This window comes from Streptomyces lusitanus (assembly GCF_042647945.1).
In the GTDB taxonomy this organism is placed as follows: domain Bacteria; phylum Actinomycetota; class Actinomycetes; order Streptomycetales; family Streptomycetaceae; genus Streptomyces; species Streptomyces pseudogriseolus.
The window spans coordinates 79,845-95,701 of the sequence record NZ_JBHRWL010000005.1 but is presented as its reverse complement, the minus strand read 5'-3'; the positions used below and the strand labels follow the sequence as shown (position 1 = coordinate 95,701).

Below are 15,857 nucleotides of genomic sequence, written 5' to 3'. Positions count from 1 at the left end.
CCGCGGAGGCTCCCATTACGGTGGCCCTGGATCGTTGGTACGTCACGAAAGGACACCGTTCCGCCATGGCAGAGCTGCCGGACCAGGGGCGCGAGACGCCCGAGGAGATCAAGGCGCGCAAGGAGCGCGAGCGGGACGAGCTGTACGCGCTGGACATCTCGGGCGTGGAGTGGCGCAGCGCGCCGGGCACGGAGACGCACGAGGAGCGGGTGGAGATCGCCGATCTGCCCGGTGGCGCCGTGGCCATGAGGTCGTCGCTCGACCCCGGCACGGTGCTGCGTTACACCGAGGCGGAATGGCGTGCTTTCGTCCTGGGCGCGCGGGACGGCGAGTTCGACCTGGAACCCTCGTCGGAGGAAGCGGCGACCGCCGAGTGACCTCCCGCGCGGTCCGGGGAGGGGCGCGTCATGCTCCTCGTGCCTCCCGGCGGCGGCGCAGGTCGCGCAGCACGACGGCCGTGCCGGTGACGACCGCGACCAGGACCGCGGTGATCCCCAGCGCGTAGGTGGCACGGCGTTCGTCGCGCTCCGCCGGCGTCTCCGCCAGGGAGAACGGGGCCACGTCGGGCGCCTGTGCCTGGGGCACACCGGGGTCGGGAGTGGGGGACGAGGGAGGGTCGGCGACGTCGGACTCTTGGACGGCCCGCACGGGGTCGATCACTCCCCAGCCGACGAAGTCGTCGTGGCCGTTGACGGAGCGCTCCGCCGTCTGCTCGATCTGCGTGACGATCTGGGCCGTGGTCCAGCGGGGGTGTTTCTCCTTGAGCAGGGCCGCCACCCCCGCGGCGAACGGCGCGGAGAAGCTGGTGCCGCTGTCCGTGCACTGGCCGCCGCCGGGCACCGTGGAGACGATGTCCACTCCGGGGGCGGCCACGCCCACGAAGCTGCCCGTCTGGGAGAAGGCGGCGCGCTCGTTGTTCCGGTCGGAGGAGGCCACGGCCAGCACGCCGTCGAAGGCCGCGGGGTAGGTGTTCTTCTGCTTGCCGTCCAGGCCGTCGTTGCCCGCGGAGGCGACCACGACGACGTTCCGCTCGATCGCCCTGCGGACCGCCTCCGCCAGGGCCGAGGTGTGGGACAGCGGCTTGGTGGTGTCCTGGGAGATGTTGATGACGTCGGCGCCCCGGGCGACGGCGTGGTCGATGGCCCGGGCCATGCTGTCGGAGTCGCCGCTGCTGTCGGCGTCGTTCTGGCGGATGGGGATGATGGTGGCGTTCGGCGCCAGGCCGACGAATCCGGTCCCTTCCCGGGGCCGGGCCGCGATGATGCCCGCGACCTTGGTGCCGTGCCCCACCTGGTCGTTGGTGGGGTCGCCGTCCTTCCCTCCGGCGAGCAGGTCCAGTCCGGCCGCCTTGTCGACGGCCCCGGCGAGCTGCGGGTTGCTGTCGTCGACGCCCGTGTCGATGACGGCCACCCGCACGCCCTTGCCCTTGTCGGTGCCCTCCCACAGCTCGTCGAGCAGGACGCGCTGTAGTGACCAGGGGCGTGCCTTGAACTGCCGCTCGCTGGGATAGGTGCACTCACCGCTGCCCGCGAGGCGCACAGGGGCCTGCGGGCGTACGGGTGCCTGCGGGCGTGCGGGGCCGTCCTGGCCGGCCGCGGGCCCGGTCCCGGGCGGGCAGACACCAAGAGCGGTCAGGGCTGCGGCGGCGGCCAGCGCAGCGGCCTTCGTCGGCGACACCGGTTCGGTCCTCTTCTCGTCCGTCGTCCATGGTCCGTACGCGCGAGGGGGACGTGCGTCCACCCGGGGCCGGCGGCTCACGAACCCTGGGGCTGGCGGGCGCTGTTGGTGTCGAGGCGCGGCCCCTTGGCCAGGAACTCCGACCAGGCCAGCGGGATCCTCGCCGGCCGTACGTTCTGGTAGCCGAGCTTGACCTGCGCCTCGCTGGGCTCGGGGCTGCCGTCCGGCCCGCCCTCCGGGTCGGCGCCGATGTCCGAGGTCTCGCTGTCGCTGTCCCCGTTCGCCTGGACGGCGTACCGCAGTCCGGTGTCCGTCACCAGGAAGAGGGATCCGGCGTCGGACGCCGTGCCCTGGATCTGGGTGTAGAGCTGTCCCGTTCCGGGGGTGACGTACGTGCTGGTGCCGTCGGCCGTGATCTCCACGGGGTAGTCCTTGCCGGCCCAGGTGCTGAGGACCGTCGAGTTGTCCTTGCCCACGTCCCGGAGCACGCTGCACACCGTGTCCCGGCCGCCGTCGGGGGAGTTGACCTGGCGGACGCGCAGGTCCGGCCAGTCGGCGGACGCGCCGTCGAAGGGTTCGGGGTCGGGGGTGAAGTCCTGAAGGCCCACGGTGCGGGCCTTGCCGTTCATGTTCAGTTCGGCCGTCTGCGGCGAGGAGATCAGCAGCCAGGCGGTGAACTCGGTGACCGGCTGCACCTTGCCGGGGAGGACGACGTAGTACTGGGTTCCCTCGCCGGTCTCCGTCCTCAGGACCATGCCGACCCTGTTCTCGTCCTCCGACAGCTGTCCCGGGACGCCCGCCGGGTCGCCGACACCGGAGGGGAGCTCCGGGAAGCGGAGGGGGTCGCCCTCGTGGAGGGTGGCGAGCCATTCCTCGGTGACGAGCTGCGGCTCACGGGAGCCGACGAGCGCGATGGTCAGCGGGTCGGACGTCTCGCCGGTGACGGCGTACGCGGTTCCGCGGGCGTCGACGAGGTGGCGCTCACCGGCGCGGGTTGTCACGTACAGGGCGTCCCCGCCGGAGAGCCGGCCGGCGCCGTCGGTCCTCTTCCGGTCCGCGTCGGCGAACACGAACGTGGCCTCCTGGACCGTTCCCTTGCCGTCCTTGCCGCCGGGCTGTGCGCAGACGGCCCAGCGCTTGGCCTTGCCGGCCTCCTCGGCGGAGGGCAGACGGTCGGGCGCGTAGGGGATGCCGAGGATCGGCCCGCGCGGCAGTTCGCCGGAGTCGAGGACCTTGTCGCTGACCTGGACGACCCGGTACCCCGCGTCCTTCATCAGCAGCCGGGCGGAGGCGAGGTTGAGGACCGGGTGCAGGCGCGTCACGCCGTCCGTCTCGAGGACCACGTAACGGGTCGTCGACTGCTTGCCCACGATGACCCGCGTACCGGGCTCGTCCCAGCCCGGGGGCGCCGTGGGCTTGAACATGCCCCACGCTCCGAAGGCGCCCAGCACCAGCACGCCGACGACGAGGCTGGGCACGACGGCCCGCAGCGGCCGGGGCGCCCCTTCCTCCGATCCCGAAGGAGAGGGCTGGAGAAAGGCGGCCAGCATCCGCCGCTTCGCAAAGGTGTAGGCGTTGAGTTCGTCCCGCCGTGATGCCATCAGTGCCTGCCGCTCCCCCATGTACCGCACCGGGTGCGAATCCCCGGCCGTCCGTTGTCGGACGGGCCCCCTACTATGCCTGGTGATCGTCGGAGTGCGGCGAACGGGTAGGGTACGCGGGCTTGTTCGGAGCCGCTGAGGGTGTAGTTGCTCAGGCTGTTGTGACCAGAGCGGGGGATGGAGTGAGGGCTTCGGGGACGCGGGCGCGCGGTCCGGCGGGAGCGACCGGATCGCCGGCGACCGGGCCGGAGGGGGCCGCCGGGCCGCCGTCGGCCGACCGGCCGGCGGCGGGTTCGCTCCGGATCGGGGTGCGTGCGGGGCACGGCAGTTCGTTCCGCTTGCAACGACTCGTGCTGCTGGAGATCGCCGCGGCCGTCCTGCTCGTCGGCTGGGTGACCGGCCCTGTGGCGCTGGTGCCGGGCGCGGTCGTCGCCGTCGTGCTGGTGGCGCTCGCCCTGGTCCGTCGTCGTAGCCGCTCGCTGCCCGAATGGCTCGCCACCGCGCGGACGTTGCGGGCGCGGCAGAAGCGGGCCGCGGCCCTCGAACTGCCGCCAGGGACCGAGCCCGGACTGACGCCGGTGCTCGAATGCGACCCGGCCCTGCGCACGTACTCCTACGGCGCACGGGACCGGCGCCCTGTGGGGATCGTCGGGGACGGCACCTTCGTCACCGCGGTCGTGCAGGTGGAGGCCGACGCCACCGCGCTGCGGGCCGAGCGGAGCCGGCAGCCGTTGCCGTTGGCCCTGGTGCGGGACGCGCTCGAGGTGGACGGGATCCGGCTGGAGTCGGCGCAGGTGGTGCTGCACACCCAGCCCGCGCCCGCGCTGCATCTGCCGCCCCAGTCGGTCGCCGTCACCAACTACGCGCCCCTGCAGGCGCAGACCGGCGCTCCCGCCGTGCGCATCACCTGGATCGCCCTGAAACTCGACCCCGAGCTGTGTCCGGAGGCCGTGGCCGCCCGGGGCGGCGGTCTGCACGGCGCGCAGAAGTGCGTCGTGCGCGCCGCCGACCACCTCGCCAGCCGGCTGACCGGCGCCGGGTTCCGGGCCACGGTGCTCGACGAGGAGGAGCTGATCTCCGCCGTCGCCACCTCCGCCTGCGCCAATCCCCTGGTGACGGCGGAGGCGGGGCGGGCCGACCGGCGGGAGCGCCGCACCGAGGAGACCAGCCGCAGCTGGCGCTGCGACAACCGTCGCCACACCACGTACTGGATCCGCACATGGCCGTCCCTGGGCGGCGCTCACGGTCCGTCACTGCACCAGTTCGTCGCCCGGATGACGGGGGTGCACGCGCTCGCCACCACCATCAGCCTCACCCTCGCCCCCGGTGACCGGCGGGAGATGTCGCTGACCGGCCACGTCCGGGTGACCGGACGCAGCGCCGACGAACTGACCGAGGCGCGGCGCGCGTTGGAGGCGGCCGCCCGCGACGCGGGCGCGGCGCTGACCCGACTCGACCGGGAGCAACTGCCCGGCGTGCTCGCCACTCTGCCGCTCGGAGGTGCCAGGTGACGACCGCGACGACACAGACCGTGCAAGGTGCGGGCGCCCCCGGTGGGCCGCCGCGTACGGACGCGGCGGCGGGGGGCGGGCAGGCCGCCCCGGACGCCGGCGGGCGGCGGGCGCGTGGCTCGCTGCGGTCCGGCTTCGGCCTGTTCGGCCCCCGCCACGGACGGCACACCCTGTCCGTGGACGACCTGGACGCCCTCGCGCTGCCCATCGGGGACGACGGCGTCGTCATCGGGGTGGACGCCCAGGGGCAGCCCGCCGTCCTGGGGCTGAACCGGCCCACGCCGTACGACGTCGTGCTCATCGGCGGTCTCTGGACGGCTCAGGTGCTCGCCCTGCGGGCCGCGGCGACCGGCGCCCGGGTGGCCGTGGAGACCGGACGGGCCCAGGCCTGGACGCAGATGATGCACGCCATGGGCGGTGGCCAGAACGGGCTCGCGGTGTACGACGTGGGGCGGGTGCCCCCGCAGGGCGCCTCGGCCGGCACCCCGGTGCTGGTGGTGCGGGACTGCGGCATGCGGCCCCCGCGCGGGCGCGTGGTGTCCGGGCCCTGGCAGTCGGTGCTGACCCTGCTGCCGTACCTCAGCCCTGTCGCGCCCCGGCTGGTACGGCAGGCGCGCCTGGTGGGCGTCCAGCGGATATCTCCGGACGAGGCCGCCGAGCTCGGGCGCACGATGGGGTTGCCGCGCGCCGACGTCGACACCCTGCCGACCCTCCCCGACGGGGTCACCCTGTGGTGCTCCGACCGCGACCGGCAGTACGTGACGACGCAGCCGACCGATGCGGAAGTGGGGCTGTTGGGGACGCCGCGGCGGATGGACTGACGGGCGGGCGGACGGGCGCGCGACCCGTCGTTTCGTCCCGGTTCCGGCGAGGTGGCCCGACCTCGCCGCGCCAGGCGTGACCGAGGCGCCGGGTGCCGAGCGGAGGGCGGGCCTCCCGGGGGGACCGTCGTGGTGATTAGGCTGGTACCGGTGTGACGTCGAAACCTGTCGTACGGGTAGGGGCGTCCTGACGGGGAGGGCAGATGGTCGCCCCCAGCACGGCACAAGGGTGCTCGACCAACCAGGAGGAACTGTGAGCAGCGATCGGGACGGTACGCACGGGAGCTGGGCGAACCCCGGCGATGACCAGCCCGACGCGGAATCCGCCATCGAGACGACGGGCGAGTTCACCATCGACTACGCGCCGCCGGCCTGGTACACGCAGAACGCCTCCGAGGCGTCTTCCCCGGCCGGTTCCTCCACTCCCTCTTCCCCTTCCGGGTCCGACTCGGGCAACTCGTCCGGTTCGGTTGCGGGTTCCGGTGATGCGGGAGCTTCGGGGGGTTCGGGCGGTTCTTCGGCCTCGTCCGGCGGGGTCGTTCCGCCGCTGCCGGGGCTGACTCCGCCGCCGCACGCCGTGGGGGCCTCCGGGCCGTCCGCCCTGCCGACGCCTCCGGCGCCGGCTCCCGGGGCGCCTTTCACCCCGCCCGCTCCTGCGCCTGCTCCGGGCGCCCCGTTCACGCCGCCCGCGCCCGCTCCCGCTCCCGGTGCCCCGTTCACGCCGCCCGCGCCCGCGCCTGGCGCGCCGTTCACGCCTCCCCCGCCGCCCTCCGGCGGGCCCGTCGCCGTGCCCCGGCTGCCGGTGGGGAGCGGGTTCGAGCCGCAGGGGCCGGAGACGGACGCGGCGGAGGAAGAGCAGCAGCAGGAGCCGGAGGCGAAGCTTGAGACGGTTTCGTCCGACGCGTCTCCGTCTCCGACTGCCGTGCCGCTCATGCCGGTCGGGCAGGAGCCGTCGCAGCACATCGAGCCCTCGGACGGGACCGACTCGGGTGACATCGAGAGCGGCGCCACGATCCGTTTCTCCGCCGCCGCGTTGAAGCGGGAGATCGCTGAGCGCGAGGCCGCCGAGGCGGAGAAGGAGGAGAAGGCGGCGGACGCCTCCGCGTCCGACACCGACTCCGCCGCTGACACCGACGCCGAGACCGACACCGACGGCTCCGAGGCTTCCGGTGAGCCGGTTGGTTCGGACGACGAGGTCTCCGACGACGCCTCGTCGGAGTCCCGTGAGGATGCCGACGAGCGCGACGGGCTCGACGTCGACTCCTTCGGTCCCGAGGACGTCGAGCGCGCTGCCGCGGACGCGGAGGACGACGATGACGCGGAGGACGACGGCTCCGCCGCGTCCGTCCCCGACTCGGCGGCTGACGTGGAGGACGAGGTTCCGGCAGCGTCCGAGGACGACGACGAGGACGAGCCCCAGGACGCCGTTCCCACGAGCGCGGACGACCAGGACAGCGAGCCGCAGGACGCCGTACCGGGGCCTGTCGACGCTCCTCAGGCGCCCTCCGCTCCGCCCGCGTACCCGAGCGCTCCGCCGGCGGGCGGTGACTGGTCCGTGCAGCCTCCGCAGCCGCAGGCGCCGCAGGCCGACGCGCCCGCTCCGCAGCCGCCGTTCCAGCCGCAGGCGCCCCAGCCGGCGACGGCTGCCTGGAACCCCCCGCCGGTTCCTCCGGCTCAGCCGGCCGCGGCGGCCCAGCAGCCGCCGCAGGCCCCGACTCCTCCCGCGCCCCCGGCCGGTTACGGCTTCCCGCCCGCCGGCCCCGCGCAGCCGCCCGCCCCGCAGCCCGGGTACGGGTTCCCGCAGCCCGCCGTCCCCGGACAGCAGCAGGCCGAGCCTTCCGCACCCGCTGCCCAGCAGCCGCCGCAGGCTCCGACCCCGCCCGCGCCCCCGGCCGGTTACGGCTTCCCGCCCGCCGGGCCCGCGCAGGCGCAGCCCCCTGCTCAGCCCCAGCCCGAGGCGCGGCCCGCGCCTCAGCCGGGCGCGCCCAACGCCCAGCCCGGCTACGGCTTCCCGCAGTCCCCTGCCCAGCCGCAGCCGCAGCCGGGTGCGCCCACCCCGCCCGCCGGGTACGGCTTCCCGCAGCCCGGCGCGGGTGCCGGTGCCCCGGGTGCGCCCACTCCCCCGGCCCAGCCGGGCGGCTACGGGTTCCCCCAGCAGCCCGCCCCGCCGGCCCAGCCGCAGCAGGCCCAGCAGCCGCAGCAGCCGCACCCCGGTGTCCCGCCCCAGGCACAGCCCCCGCAGGCACCGCAGGCTGCACAGCCCCCGCAGCAGCCCGTCGATCCGCGGACCGGCACCGCCTGGCCGCAGCCCGTGCAGCACGACCAGCGGCAGCCGGTCAACCCCGGTGCCGCGCCGCTCGGTTACACCGCGGCCGTCGAGCTGTCGTCGGACCGGCTGCTCAACAGCAAGAGGCAGAAGGCGAAGAGCAGCCGTCCCGCGGCCGGCGGGTCGCGGTTCAAGCTGGGCGGGAAGAAGGAGGAGGCCGAGCGGCAGCGGAAACTGGAGCTGATCCGCACGCCGGTGCTGTCCTGCTACCGCATCGCCGTCATCAGCCTCAAGGGCGGCGTCGGCAAGACGACCACCACCACCGCGCTCGGCTCCACCCTCGCCACCGAGCGGCAGGACAAGATCCTCGCGATCGACGCCAACCCGGACGCCGGAACGCTCGGCCGCCGCGTGCGGCGCGAGACCGGGGCCACCATCCGTGACCTCGTCCAGGCGATCCCGTACCTCAACTCCTACATGGACATCCGGCGGTTCACGTCGCAGGCGCCCTCCGGCCTGGAGATCATCGCCAACGACGTCGACCCTGCCGTGTCCACGACGTTCAACGACGAGGACTACCGGCGCGCGATCGACGTGCTCGGCAAGCAGTACCCGATCATCCTCACCGACTCCGGCACCGGTCTGCTCTACTCCGCCATGCGCGGGGTGCTGGACCTCGCCGACCAGCTCATCATCATCTCCACGCCGTCCGTGGACGGTGCGAGCAGCGCCAGCACGACGCTGGACTGGCTCTCCGCGCACGGGTACGCGGACCTCGTGTCCCGCTCCCTCACCGTCATCTCCGGGGTGCGCGAGACCGGCAAGATGATCAAGGTCGATGACATCGTGGCGCACTTCCAGACCCGGTGCCGGGGCGTGCTCGTCGTGCCGTTCGACGAGCACCTGGCCGCCGGCGCCGAGGTGGACCTCGACATGATGCGGCCCAAGGTGCGCGAGGCGTACTTCAACCTCGCGGCGATGGTCGCCGAGGACTTCGTCCGGCACCAGCAGTCGCACGGGCTGTGGACGTCCGACGGCAACCCGCCGCCGGTCGCCGCGCCGCCCATGCCGGGCCAGCCGGTCCCCGGTCAGCCGGTTCCGGGCCACTACCCCGGTCAGCCCCTGCCGGGTCAGCCCGCCCCGGGGCCGTACGTGCCCGGTCAGGGCGTCCCCGGCCAGCCGGGGGCGTACCCGCAGCAGCAGCCCCAGCCGCCGCAGCACCCCCAGCAGCCCCCGCAGGCCGCCCCGGGCCAGCCCTACGCCCACCCGGGACAGCCGGGGCAGCCTCCCGCCCAGCCCCAGCCCCAGGCACAGCCCGCCCAGCCGGGTCAGCAGCCCCAGCCCGGTCAGCCCTACCCGCCCGCCCCCGGCCAGCAGCCCTACCCGCCGTACCCCGGGCAGCCCGGGCAGCCCGGCCACCCCGGACCGGCACAGCAGTAGGGCGCGGCCCGGATCGCCCGGCCCCCCGCACCGCCCATGGACGAAAGCGGCCCCTCCTCGAGGGGCCGCTTTCGTCCATCCGCACCGTCAGCCGCCCACCAGCAGCGCGTCACCGGTCTCGACCAATGGGCGCAAACACTGCGTCAACTCAACGTTTCCGCAGGCCACATGGGGTGCGCGTGCCGTTGACGGTCGCTGGTACCGCTGATAGACACACTCATCACTCATCTGATCAACCCGTCCCAGCCGTGCGATCGACGACACGAGGTCTGCGCCCATGGACACGAACGATCAGTACGACGGTCACCACCGCACCCCTGGCCGGGTCCGGCCCGTCTCCCGCCGGTTCCGGCTCGTCGCGGCGGCCGGCGCCGCCGCGCTCGCGCTCAGTGCCGGGCTCGCCACCCCCCTCTCCCCCGCCCCCACGCAGGCCCACGCGGCCGACGGCGGCGACGACAAGGTGCTGACGGTCGCGGTGGCGCAGAGCGTCGACTCGCTCAGCCCCTTCCTCGCGGTGCGGCTGCTCAGCACGAGCATCCACCGGCTCACCTACGAGTACCTCACCAACTACGACCCCGAGGACAACCACGTCGTCCCGGGTCTGGCCACCAAGTGGGAGTCCTCACCGGACAAGCTGACCTGGACGTACACGATCCGCTCCGACTCGACGTGGTCGGACGGAGAGCAGGCGACCGCCGAGGACGCGGCGTGGACGTTCAACACGATGATGACCGACGCGGGCGCGGCCACCGCCAACGGCAGTTTCGTCGGCAACTTCGAGAAGGTGACCGCGCCGGACCCGACCACGCTGGTCATCAAGCTGAAGAAGCCGCAGGCCACGATGACGGCGCTGGACGTGCCGATCGTGCCCAGGCATGTGTGGGAGAAGGTCGACGACTTCTCGAAGTTCAACAACGACAAGGACTTCCCGGTCGTCGGCAACGGGCCGTTCGTCCTCACCGACTACAAGCCCGACAGCTATGTGCGGCTGAAGGCCAACAAGAACTTCTGGCGCGGCGCGCCGAAGTTCGACGAGCTGGTCTTCCGCTACTACAAGGACCAGGACGCGGCGGTGTCGGCGCTGCGCAAGGGAGAGGTGTCGTTCGTCGCCGGGTCGCCGTCGCTCACGCCCGCCCAGGCGGCCTCGCTGAAGGGCGAGAAGAACATCCACGTCAACGACGCCCCCGGCCGCCGCTTCTACGCCCTGGCCACCAACCCGGGCGCACGGGCGAAGAACGGCGAGACGATGGGTGACGGGCATCCCTCGCTGCTCGACCAGCGGGTGCGCAACGCGCTGTTCAAGGCGGTGGACCGCAAGGCGATCATCGACAAGGTGTTCCAGGGGCACGCCGTGGAGGGCGCGGGCTACATCCCGCCGCGCTTCTCGCAGTACTTCTGGGAGCCGTCGCCCGGCCAGGAGCTGACGTACGACCCGGAGGAGGCGGCCCGGATGCTCGACCAGGCCGGCCTGAGGAAGAACGCGGACGGCAGGCGCGTCGGCAAGGACGGCAAGCCGATCACCTACCGCGTGCTGTGCCACGCCACCGACCCCAACGACAAGGCGATCGGCCAGTACCTCCAGGAGTGGTGGGGCGAGCTGGGCATCGGGGTCACCCTCAACTGCCTGGACAACGTGACCGATCCCTGGCTGGCCGGTGAGTACGACCTCGCGTTCGACGGCTGGTCGGTCAACCCCGACCCGGACTTCGTGCTGTCGATCCACACCTGCGCCGCGCTGCCCGCCACGCCCGAGGAGACGGGCGCGACCGACAACTTCATCTGCGACAAGCGGTACGACGACCTGTACGCGCGGCAGTTGGCCGAGTACGACCCGGACAAGCGGGCCGCCCTCGTGAAGCGGATGGAGTCGCGGCTGTACGACCTCGGGTACATGAACGTCATGGCGTACCCGAACGCGGTGGAGGCCTACCGCACCGACCAGATCGCGTCGATCACCACCATGCCGGCGAGGGCGGGCAACATCTACGGCCAGGACGGCTACTGGAGTTGGTGGTCGGCGGTGCCGGCGGACTCCGCTGACTCCTCGGACGACTCCTCCTCGGCCGGGGTGGTCGTCGGCATCGTGGCGGGTGTCGTCGTCCTCGCGGGTGTGGGCGCCCTCCTCGCGATGCGGCGCCGGGCGACGGCCGACGAGCGTGAGTAGCGTGCGGGGCGACGGCCGATGAGCGTGAATAGCGTGCGGGGCGACGGCCGATGAGCGCGAGGACCGGACGGAGGTTCCGATGACCGCCGATGCGGCGTCCGCACCGGCCGGCACGGCGGGCGCCACCGGGCCGGAGGCCTCCCGCGGGCCGCGCGCCCGCACCGCCACCGCGTATCTGCGGTACATGGCCGGCAAGCTGGCGGGCGCGGCCGTGTCGCTGCTGGCCGTGCTCGTCACCAGCTTCTTCCTGTTCCGGCTGATCCCCGGCGACCCGGTGAAGTTCATGACCGGCGGGCGGCAGGTGTCGGCCGAGCAACTGACCAACTACCGCGAACAGTTCGGCCTCGATCTGCCGCTGTGGCAGCAGTTCACCGACTACTGCGGCAAGGCCCTCACCGGCGATCTGGGAACCTCGTACCAGTTCAACGCCCCGGTGAGCGACAAGATCACCGAGGCGCTGCCCAACACCCTGCTGCTCACCGGCACGGCCTTCGTGATCTACACGGCGCTGGGGATCTTCCTCGGCACGCGTGCGGCGTGGCGGCACGGGCGGCTCGGCGACCGGCTGAACACCGGGCTCGCGCTGACGCTGTACTCGGTGCCGTCGTTCTGGCTGGGGCTGCTGCTGATCGTCACGCTGTCGGTCGGGGCCGGGCCGCTGCCGGGTCTGTTCCCCACCGGGGGCATGGAGTCGGGCGGTGAGGAGGGCTTCGCGTACGTCCTGGACGTGGCCCACCATCTGGTGCTGCCGGTGGTGACGCTGGTGGCCGTCGAGTACGGGCAGACGCTGCTGGTGACCCGGTCGGCGCTGCTGGACGAGATGGGCAGCGACCATCTGACCACCGCCCGCGCCAAGGGCCTGCGCGACGACCTCGTACGGCGGCGCCACGCGGTGCCGAACGCGCTGCTGCCGACCGTGACGCTGATCTTCATCAATCTGGGCCGCACGGTGGCCGGGGTGATCCTGGTGGAGACGGTGTTCTCCTGGCCGGGCCTCGGCGGGCTGTTCTACCAGGCGTTGAGCGTGCCCGATCTGCCGCTGGTGCAGGGGCTGTTCTTCGTGTTCGCCGCCTCGGTGATCGTGATGAACACCGTGGCCGATCTGATCTATCCGCTGCTCGACCCCCGGGTGGGCCGATGACGACGACCGGGAACGGCACGACGAAGGAGCAGGGGTCCCGCGCGGTGCGGGTGCGGTCGCTCGCCTGGCGGCGGCGCCGCGCCTCGGCCGCGCGCTTCTGGCGGCAGTACCGCACGCACCGGGCCGGGCTGTTCGGCCTGGGCACCCTGCTGCTGTGCGCGCTGTCGGCGCTGACCGCTCCGCTGCTGGTCGGCTCCGACGTGGACGACGTGACCGACGCGCCCGGCGGCCCCCTGGAGGACCCGAGCGCCCGGTTCCCCTTCGGCACCGACCGGTTCGGGCGGAACCTGCTCGGTCTGGTGATCTGGGGCGCGCGGGTGTCGCTGCTGGTCGGGCTGCTCGCGGCCGTGCTGTCGGTGGCGATCGGAACGCTGATCGGGGTGACGGCGGGGCACTTCAAGGGCTGGTACGCCACGGTGACGATGCGGATCACCGACTGGTTCCTGGTGATGCCGACGCTGGTGCTGGCGATCGCGCTGGCCACGGTGATGCCGCGGTCGCTGCTCACCATCGTGGTGGCGATCGGGGTGACCACCTGGCCGACCACGGCACGGCTGGTGCGCGCGCAGACGCTGGCCGTGGAGACCCGGCCGTACATCGAGCGGGCGCGGGCGCTGGGCGGCGGCCACCGGCACATCATGTCCCGGCATGTGCTGCCCAACGTGATGCCGCTGGTGCTGGCGCAGACGACGCTGATCATCTCCTCGGCGATCCTCGCCGAGGCCACGCTCGCCTTCCTCGGGCTCGGCGACCCGACGGTCGTCTCCTGGGGCGCGCTGCTCCAGGACGCGCGGGAGGCGGGCGCGGTGAGCTCCGGGCACTGGTGGTACCTGGTGCCGCCGGGTGTCGCCGTCGCCGTGGTGGCGCTGGCGTTCACGCTGTGCGGGCGTGCCGTGGAGCAGGTCCTCAACCCGAGGCTGGGGGTGGCCCGGTGAGTCTGCTCGAGGTGAGGGACCTGACGGTGACGTACGCGGGCGGCGCGGCGGCCGTGCGCGGTGTGGATCTGCGGCTGGACGCCGGGCGGAAGCTCGGGATCGCCGGGGAGTCGGGCTGCGGCAAGTCCACGCTCGCGCTGGCGCTGCTGCGGCTGCTCCCGGCCGGGACCAGGGTCGGCGGGGAGATCCTGCTGGACGGCGAGGACGTGCTCGCCATGAAGTGGGGCCGGGTCCGGGCGGTGCGCTGGGCCGGCGCCTCCATCGTCTTCCAGGGTGCGATGCACTCCCTCAACCCGGTGCATCGCATCGGCGACCAGATCGCCGAGCCGGTCCTGCTGCACGGCCGGGCGACGGCGGCCGGGGCGCGGAAGCGGGCCGGGGAGCTGCTGGAGCAGGTCGGTCTTCCGGCGGCCCGCGCGTCGGCGTATCCGCACGAGCTGTCCGGCGGCCAGCGGCAGCGGGTGATGATCGCGATGGCGCTGGCCTGCGATCCGCGGCTGATCGTCGCGGACGAGCCGACCACCGCGCTCGACGTGATGATCCAGGCTCAGATCCTGCGGCTGATCGAGCAGCTGGTCGCGGACCAGGACGTGGGACTGATCATGATCAGCCACGACCTGGCGGTGCTCGCCGACACCTGCGACCGGCTGGCGGTGATGTACGCGGGGCGGGTGGTCGAGGAAGGGCCCGCCGCGCGGGTCCACGAGGACGCCCGGCACCCGTACGCGCGAGCCCTGTCGGCCGCCTTCCCGCGCATCGGCGACCCGTCCTCACGCTTCGCGCCGCGCGGCCTGCCCGGCGATCCGCCGGACCCGTCGGCGCTGCCGGGCGGGTGCACGTTCCATCCGCGCTGTCCGGTGGCGCTGGACTCCTGCGCGGTCGAGGACCAGCCGTTGCGGGAGGTGGGCGTGGTCTTGCGGGACCGGCCGCCGCGCGAAGCGGACGCGGCACGGCGGGACCAGCCGCCACGCGAGACGGACGCGGCCCGACAGGACCAGCCGCCACGCGAGACGGACGCAGCCCGACAGGACCAGCCGCCACGCGAGACGGACGCAGCCTGGCGTGCGGCCTGTGTACGGGTCGGGCAGGGCGGCGCGGACGACACGGGCGGCGCGGACGACACGGATGGGGTGGACGACACGGACGGCGTGGACGACACGGACAGGGCCGAGGAGGCGAACGGGGCCGACGAGGCGGGGCCGGTCCGGCGGCCCGACGGCGTCCCCCGGCCGCCCGGTGAATTCACCCGTCCCGGTGAGGAAGCGAGGCCCGGCACCCCATGACCCTCTCCCCCGGCACCGGTACGACACCCGCGCTGCTCGGCGCGCACGGTGTGCACGTCGCCTTCCCCGGACGGCACGGCGCGCCCGACGCCCGGGCCGTGGACGGGGTCGACCTCGACATCCGGCCCGGCGAGATCGTCGCCCTGGTCGGTGAGTCCGGGTGCGGCAAGACCACGCTGGCCCGCGCCCTGCTCGGCCTGGTCAGACCGACCGCCGGGAGCGTCACCTTCGACGGGCGGCCCCTGCAGTACTCCGGCCGGTCCCTGAGGGCGTACCGCAAGCGGGTGCAGCTGGTGCTCCAGGACCCGAGCGGCTCGCTCAACCCTCGGCACACCGTGTACGACGCGGTGGCCGAGGGACTGCGCATCCACCGGCACCGCGGTGACGAGCAGGCGGCGGTGGCCGAGGCGCTGTCCCGGGCCGGGCTGCGGCCGCCGGAGCGCTTCTTCCTGCGCCGTCCGCACGAGCTGTCCGGCGGTCAGCGCCAGCGGGTGGTGATCGCGGGCGCGCTGGTGCTGGAGCCCGAACTCCTCGTCGCAGACGAGCCGGTGGCCTCCCTGGACGCGTCCGTACGCGGCGAGATCCTGGCGCTGCTGCTGCGCCTGCGCGACGAACTGGGCCTGTCCGCGCTGGTCGTCACGCACGATCTGGGGCTGGCCTGGAACATCGCCGACCGGGTGGCGGTGATGTATCTGGGCCGGATCGTGGAGACCGGGCCGGTGGAGCAGGTGCTGACCGCTCCCCGGCACCCCTACACGCGGGCGCTGCTGTCGGTGCTCCCCGACGCTCCGGGCGACCCCGTGGTCCTCACCGGCGAACCGCCGGACCCCTCCCGCGTGCCGTCCGGCTGCCGCTTCCACGCGCGCTGCCAGGTCCTGGCGAGCGGTGAGGCGGAACGGGCCGGGGTGGCGCGGGCGTGCCGGACCCAGGACCCGGGGATCCTGGCCGGCGACGGTACGGCCGGGGTGGCGTGCCACTGGGCGACGGCGACACGCTGACCCCCCGAGACGGACTCCGG

General features: G+C 73.6%; 11 protein-coding genes. 9 read left to right on the top strand and 2 right to left on the bottom strand.

The window, feature by feature from the left end; translation table 11 throughout:
* Positions 1-65: 65 nt before the first annotated feature.
* Positions 66-377, top strand: coding sequence for a DUF397 domain-containing protein (locus tag ACFOSY_RS09560; RefSeq protein WP_006130428.1), 312 nt, complete (start codon positions 66-68; stop codon positions 375-377).
* A gap of 28 nt (positions 378-405) precedes the next feature.
* Here ACFOSY_RS09560 and mycP read toward each other — a convergent pair whose 3' ends face one another.
* Together mycP and eccB are read right to left on the bottom strand one after the other, a co-directional pair.
* Complete coding sequence (gene mycP, locus ACFOSY_RS09555; protein ID WP_394306313.1) at positions 406-1,677, bottom strand: type VII secretion-associated serine protease mycosin; 1,272 nt, start codon at positions 1,675-1,677, stop codon at positions 406-408.
* A gap of 77 nt (positions 1,678-1,754) precedes the next feature.
* Complete coding sequence (eccB, locus tag ACFOSY_RS09550; RefSeq protein ID WP_394306312.1) at positions 1,755-3,278, bottom strand: type VII secretion protein EccB; 1,524 nt, start codon at positions 3,276-3,278, stop codon at positions 1,755-1,757.
* Between the two features lie 182 nt (positions 3,279-3,460).
* On the opposite strand from eccB, the gene eccE reads away from it, so the two are divergent.
* The 8 genes from eccE (at position 3,461) to ACFOSY_RS09510 (ending at position 15,837) form a co-directional block, all read left to right on the top strand.
* Positions 3,461-4,789: a type VII secretion protein EccE gene (gene eccE / locus ACFOSY_RS09545; protein WP_394306311.1), complete on the top strand. Its 1,329-nt coding sequence runs from the start codon at positions 3,461-3,463 to the stop codon at positions 4,787-4,789.
* Positions 4,786-5,610 carry a hypothetical protein gene (locus ACFOSY_RS09540; RefSeq protein ID WP_394306310.1) on the top strand — a complete coding sequence of 275 codons (825 nt, stop codon included), beginning with the start codon at positions 4,786-4,788 and terminating at the stop codon, positions 5,608-5,610. Before eccE ends, ACFOSY_RS09540 begins: the two co-directional genes overlap by 4 nt.
* Positions 5,611-5,863: 253 nt before the next feature.
* Positions 5,864-9,316, top strand: a complete 3,453-nt coding sequence (locus tag ACFOSY_RS09535; protein ID WP_394306309.1) for an SCO5717 family growth-regulating ATPase — start codon at positions 5,864-5,866, stop codon at positions 9,314-9,316.
* 277 nt (positions 9,317-9,593) lie between these two features.
* A complete protein-coding gene (locus ACFOSY_RS09530) occupies positions 9,594-11,480 on the top strand; it encodes an ABC transporter substrate-binding protein (protein WP_394306308.1) in 1,887 nt (628 codons plus the stop codon).
* A gap of 79 nt (positions 11,481-11,559) precedes the next feature.
* Entirely contained in the window at positions 11,560-12,621 is a 1,062-nt protein-coding gene (locus tag ACFOSY_RS09525; RefSeq protein ID WP_394306307.1) for an ABC transporter permease, read from the top strand.
* A complete protein-coding gene (locus ACFOSY_RS09520) occupies positions 12,618-13,556 on the top strand; it encodes an ABC transporter permease (RefSeq protein ID WP_394306306.1) in 939 nt (312 codons plus the stop codon). Before ACFOSY_RS09525 ends, ACFOSY_RS09520 begins: the two co-directional genes overlap by 4 nt.
* Positions 13,553-14,839: an oligopeptide/dipeptide ABC transporter ATP-binding protein gene (locus ACFOSY_RS09515; protein WP_394306305.1), complete on the top strand. Its 1,287-nt coding sequence runs from the start codon at positions 13,553-13,555 to the stop codon at positions 14,837-14,839. Before ACFOSY_RS09520 ends, ACFOSY_RS09515 begins: the two co-directional genes overlap by 4 nt.
* Positions 14,836-15,837: an ABC transporter ATP-binding protein gene (locus ACFOSY_RS09510; RefSeq protein WP_394306304.1), complete on the top strand. Its 1,002-nt coding sequence runs from the start codon at positions 14,836-14,838 to the stop codon at positions 15,835-15,837. The genes ACFOSY_RS09515 and ACFOSY_RS09510 overlap by 4 nt, the downstream gene beginning before the upstream one ends.
* Positions 15,838-15,857 lie beyond the last annotated feature (20 nt).

What these genes read in the sequence shown, in the direction of transcription:
- ACFOSY_RS09560 (WP_006130428.1), top strand. Translation starts at nt 66, where the DNA reads ATGGCAGAGCTGCCGGACCAGGGGCGCGAGACGCCCGAGGAGATCAAG.
- eccB (WP_394306312.1), bottom strand. Translation starts at nt 3,278, where the DNA reads ATGGCATCACGGCGGGACGAACTCAACGCCTACACCTTTGCGAAGCGG.
- ACFOSY_RS09530 (WP_394306308.1), top strand. Translation starts at nt 9,594, where the DNA reads ATGGACACGAACGATCAGTACGACGGTCACCACCGCACCCCTGGCCGG.
- ACFOSY_RS09525 (WP_394306307.1), top strand. Translation starts at nt 11,560, where the DNA reads ATGACCGCCGATGCGGCGTCCGCACCGGCCGGCACGGCGGGCGCCACC.
- ACFOSY_RS09520 (WP_394306306.1), top strand. Translation starts at nt 12,618, where the DNA reads ATGACGACGACCGGGAACGGCACGACGAAGGAGCAGGGGTCCCGCGCG.
- ACFOSY_RS09510 (WP_394306304.1), top strand. Translation starts at nt 14,836, where the DNA reads ATGACCCTCTCCCCCGGCACCGGTACGACACCCGCGCTGCTCGGCGCG.